Origin of the sequence: Tunicatimonas sp. (assembly GCF_049647865.1) — a bacterium.
Taxonomy (GTDB): domain Bacteria; phylum Bacteroidota; class Bacteroidia; order Cytophagales; family Cyclobacteriaceae; genus Tunicatimonas.
This window is the reverse complement of record NZ_JBARYM010000804.1, coordinates 1-4545: the sequence shown is the minus strand read 5'-3', so window position 1 is coordinate 4545 and position 4545 is coordinate 1. Positions and strand designations below refer to the sequence as shown.

The 4545-nt window shown below is 43.9% G+C and carries 4 protein-coding genes; 2 read left to right on the top strand and 2 right to left on the bottom strand.

Going from position 1 to position 4545, the window contains the following annotated elements; genetic code table 11:
• Positions 1 to 242 precede the first annotated feature (242 nt).
• Together WBA23_RS23160 and WBA23_RS23155 are read left to right on the top strand one after the other, a co-directional pair.
• The gene (locus WBA23_RS23160; protein WP_424584651.1) at positions 243 to 374 is read left to right on the top strand and encodes a curli assembly protein CsgF; all 132 of its coding nucleotides are present in this window, start codon (positions 243 to 245) and stop codon (positions 372 to 374) included.
• 72 nt (positions 375 to 446) lie between these two features.
• On the top strand, positions 447 to 743 hold the full coding sequence (locus WBA23_RS23155; RefSeq protein ID WP_424584650.1) for a hypothetical protein: 297 nt from the start codon (positions 447 to 449) through the stop codon (positions 741 to 743).
• Between the two features lie 343 nt (positions 744 to 1086).
• Here WBA23_RS23155 and WBA23_RS23150 read toward each other — a convergent pair whose 3' ends face one another.
• Together WBA23_RS23150 and WBA23_RS23145 are read right to left on the bottom strand one after the other, a co-directional pair.
• A complete protein-coding gene (locus WBA23_RS23150; protein WP_424584649.1) occupies positions 1087 to 2643 on the bottom strand; it encodes a sulfatase family protein in 1557 nt (518 codons plus the stop codon).
• A gap of 11 nt (positions 2644 to 2654) precedes the next feature.
• Positions 2655 to 3998: a sulfatase-like hydrolase/transferase gene (locus tag WBA23_RS23145; RefSeq protein WP_424584648.1), complete on the bottom strand. Its 1344-nt coding sequence runs from the start codon at positions 3996 to 3998 to the stop codon at positions 2655 to 2657.
• Positions 3999 to 4545: the final 547 nt, after the last annotated feature.

The following is a 4545-nucleotide window of genomic DNA, read 5'->3' as shown; positions in this document are numbered from 1 at the left end:
TACAACCCCGGGAAGAGATGCTACGGGCATTAGCCAGCCGAGCGATTCAGCTAACCCGCTATCAGATTAGTAACTACCAACAAATGGCGCAACAGCTAGAAAGCGAAGATCAGTCCGGAAGCGGTATCTTTTGAACCATTTTTGAGAGTAAACCTATCTGCTACCGAATGAGAAAAATCAGTCGCTACTCACCACTTAACGGTCTATACTTCTTAATGATAACCCTTCAAATTTATTTACAAATGAAATACATTTTTTGCCTGATACTCATGACGAGTTTAGCCGTAGTAACCCACGCTCAGGATTTTACTTACCAACCTCAGAATCCTGCTTTTGGGGATGAAGTAGAGTGTAAGCTCCAAGATAAATGTTAGGTTTGTAGTTTATTAGCACAATGAAGATAAATAACAATGTGGACACCTGATTCAGTTTGGTTTGAAATAGCTATGGTTAGCGCACTGTACGCCGTAGGAAATATTCTTTTGGGACACTTTGAAGAACAGACGCCGAAATTTAAAAGAATCGGTAAGTACTTACTCACCTTACTGATTATCGTGGGATTATCAATTTATTTCGGCAGAATAGTAGCCATGGTAGTTTTAGGGCTAACCATACTTCCGGCCGTATACTTACACGCTATAGTGCTGCCCCGGAAGGGAATAAACGGATGGACGGGAGAACCGAAGCAGAAATATTACGAGCTACGTGGCTGGGACAAGGACAAAATGTGTTCTGGTAGTTAGCTGTGAAACCAAACACAAAAACACCTGCGTTTAAACGAACCGCCAATTATCTGTAGATCGTAAGTCGAACCGCTGCCTGAGAATTTTCTTCTAATAGTTCTCATAGGACTACACATTTTACGTAGACTTATTTTAGGGTAGGACCGTTTCTGTAATAATCTTTTACCTATGCACTCTTGTTCTGACTAAAGAAATTAAAGTAAATCAGGCGGTAGAAGTACCTGTACGGTTGCTAAAATAGTTCTTCAAGCACTATATTCTGGTATTCTCACTGCCGCTGCTATAATCCGCTACTCAGCGGGCAATTGATAGCCCAGCGCGGCGATAAGAAAGCGCAGATTAGCTAATTTCCTTGGGCGGTATCCATCCAATCTAATTGCTCCCAAACTGTGGGACCGTCGTTGCTCTGCAATTTGCCAGGAGTGCTTCGCCCATTTTCAATGTATTTAGTTAATAGCTCAGTTAAGGAATCTACTATTTCGGGATATTGATTGTACAGATTCTCCTGCTCAGCAGCATCTTCCACCAAGTTGTATAGTTGCATCGGTTCTAATCCCTGCAAAGCTTCTCCGGACTGGGGCTCACTCCACCCACCCGAACCGGGCCACAGAATTAGCTTCCAGTTATCTTTTCTGATCGCAAAACGCCCTTCTATGGAGTGATGTACGGTGGCTTCTCTTAGTGGCTCGTCTAAGCTTTCTTGGTGCAATACCGGCAAAAAACTATAGCTGTCTTCAGCAGCTTCGTTGGGTACTGGCACGTTTAAAACATCGGCACAAGTGGCCATAAAGTCGGTAGTGCAAATTACCTCATCGCTAACGAATGGTTTATCTATACCCCCTGTCCAGTTGACGATAAACGGAACCCGGTGCCCGCCTTCGTAAATATCCGCTTTATGGCCTCGGAAAATAAAACTGGGATCGTGTTCAACCTTGGCTAGCTCCTCAAAATCGGCTCGGGGTGAGCAGCCATTGTCACTAGTGAAAATAATCATGGTGTTCTCCCGAACTCCTTGCGTTTCCAGTGCTTCTACTACTCGGCGCACCACATCATCTACCTGAAGCACAAAGTCACCGTAGAAATTAGTATTGCTCTTTCCTAAAAATTCGGTCGTAGGTAGAATCGGGGTATGCGGAGCGGGTAGGGCAAAGTACAAGAAGAAAGGGGTGGAACTCTGAGCCTGTTCATTAATGTAGTCTGTTGCTTTTTTGGTTAAATCATCCAGAGTTGTGGTATGATTAAAATCTTGAGCGGTAGGTCCTTTTCTCCAGAAGCCTTTATAATCAGCGTTTTGCGTGGTATCAATGACCGTGGAAGTAGCACTGCCATTCTCCACGTAAACATACGGGGGCATATCTAAAGAGCCATTAAAGCCAAATGAATAGTCAAACCCCTGCGTATCGGGGCCGTTTTTAATAGGCTGCGTAAAATCAATGGGAGGGTTCGTATTGAGAGAATTGATGCCTTCATCTTGCCCGCTAAAGCTCCAGTCCCAGCCTAAATGCCATTTACCTACGAAAGCCGTATGGTAGCCATTCTGCTGAAGTAGCTTACCTACGGTGAGACGTTCAGGTTCGATCAACGCTTTGGAATATCCACTTAACACCGACTTTTTCAAGGTTGATCGCCAGTTGTATCGCCCAGTAAGAATACCATATCGGGTAGGGGTACAGACAGCAGAGCTGGTGTGGGCATCGGTGAAGGCAACCCCTTGCTTAGCTAAATCATCTATCGCAGCAGTAGCAAGCTTAGAATTTTCATTGAAAAAGGAAACATCGCCGTAGCCCAGATCATCTGCCAGAATGTAAATGATATTGGGGTGTTGGGTACTTTGGGCGAATAAATGATCGGATACTGAGTGAAGTAGTAAACAGCAGGCTAGTACTATATATTTGATCATAGGTTAGGTAGTTATTGTGAAATTAGTTCTTCAGTAAGATTGTCCTCCCAGTTTTCTAGGGATTCGGTTAAATCTACAAAGATTTCGGGAAAGCTATCTTTAAGATTGATGGTTTCCGACGGATCGTCAGCTAGGTTGAACAGTTCGGAGCTACTCGGAGTGATCACCACCTTCCACGGTTCTTTGGTAACCGCTTTTTGGTTTTTAAATCTCCAAAAAACGGTTCGGTCTTGGCTTTCTGCTTCTGTTGGTTTACCTAATAATAGATCAGCGATACTGATACCGGAGTAATTCCCAGGTTCTGGTTTTTCGGCTACCAAATCAGCAATGGTGGGAAAAAGGTCCATCGATAACACAAGCTCATCACTTAACGATTTTTTAATCTTCTCTTTCCAGTAGAAGATAGCAGGCACTCGGTGGCCCCCTTCGTATACTTGACCTTTGTGCCCTCGGTAGGGAGCATTAGAACCCACTTTTGGGGTAGCCCCATTGTCGGAACAGAAAATAATGAGAGTGTTGTCTAAAAGTTCTTCTTCTAAAGTTTGCACAATCCGGCCCACATTTTTGTCTAGCGACTCAATCATTTCCTGATAAGCCTGATCGACATCTTCTCTTTTACCACTTACTTTAAAATCGCCCCCAAGGGCTCGTTCGGCTTCATCTTCCGGCCCCTGATACGGATAGTGAGGCGCACCGTGGGGGAGGTACAAAAAGAAAGAAGAGTCTTTATGGGACTTAATAAAATCAATCCCGTGATCAGTAACTAGTTCGGTTAAGTAGCCCTCTTCCGGATGCAATTCGGCACCTTGCCACCAGTCTTCGTAGCCTTCTTGGTCAATATGGCTGAAATAGTCAATGTTACCACTGACAAAGCCCCTAAAATGATCAAAACCTTGAGCTAGAGGGCCATACTTAGCTTGGTACCCCAAATGCCACTTGCCAAAGATCGCCGTAGCATAACCCGCGTCTTTTAGAAACTCTGCTAAGGTGTAATGGTCTAGATTCATCCCTAGGTTTCGGTGGCTTTTGGCAGTTACTACCCCTTCCACTCCCGCTTCTTGCGGATACAGACCTGTTAATAACGCTGCTCGGGTAGGGCTACAGACCACTCCGTTAGAATGGTAATTGGTCAACCTTAAACCTGTTTCGGCCAGGTTATCAATATTTGGTGTATTGATTTTAGGTTTTCCGTAGCAACTCAGGTCACCGTAACCTAAATCGTCGGCCATAATCAACACGATATTGGGCTTGCCAGGAGTAGTCTGGTTCTGTTGCTGATTATCTGTTCGGCTACTACAGCAACAACAGACAATATATAAAAACAATAGCCATGCGTGGCTTAACTGTACTCTCATTAATAACTCGAATTTTGATCTTCTAAATTTGTGTTGTTGGTGAACTCAGTTGCTGGCAAGGGATACAAAAAATAGGGTTTACCCGTTACTGGATTAGAGGTTACGCTTTGGCTCGGCATTGTTAACCTCCCTGTACTGCCAACGTGTTTTCAAGTACGTCCCATCGATTAAGATCAAAATTATCGCTTACCTTCAAACGCGAGTTCCAGTGTTCTTTGCTTTCCCAGTTTTCTAAGAATTTGTTAAGGGAGTTCAATGAACTGACCGTCAATATACCTTAGCTTGGATTGGATTCGCTTTCTTTTGGCAAAATTTGGTCAAAAATTAATCCACTGTGCCCTTCTCCTCGACCGGTCTGTTTATGAATGCCTACCCACGTATACACTTGACAGTTGAGTAAAATAGCTCTAGGTTAATCATTTAGAATAGCAGCATGATCTTGAGCAACTGAATCTACTTGGCTGCCCCACCAATCTGCATTGGGTTGCCAATCTTCTTTTAGAAAATCGGTTCGCTGCTGTTCTAAACGGGGTAATAACTCACTGAC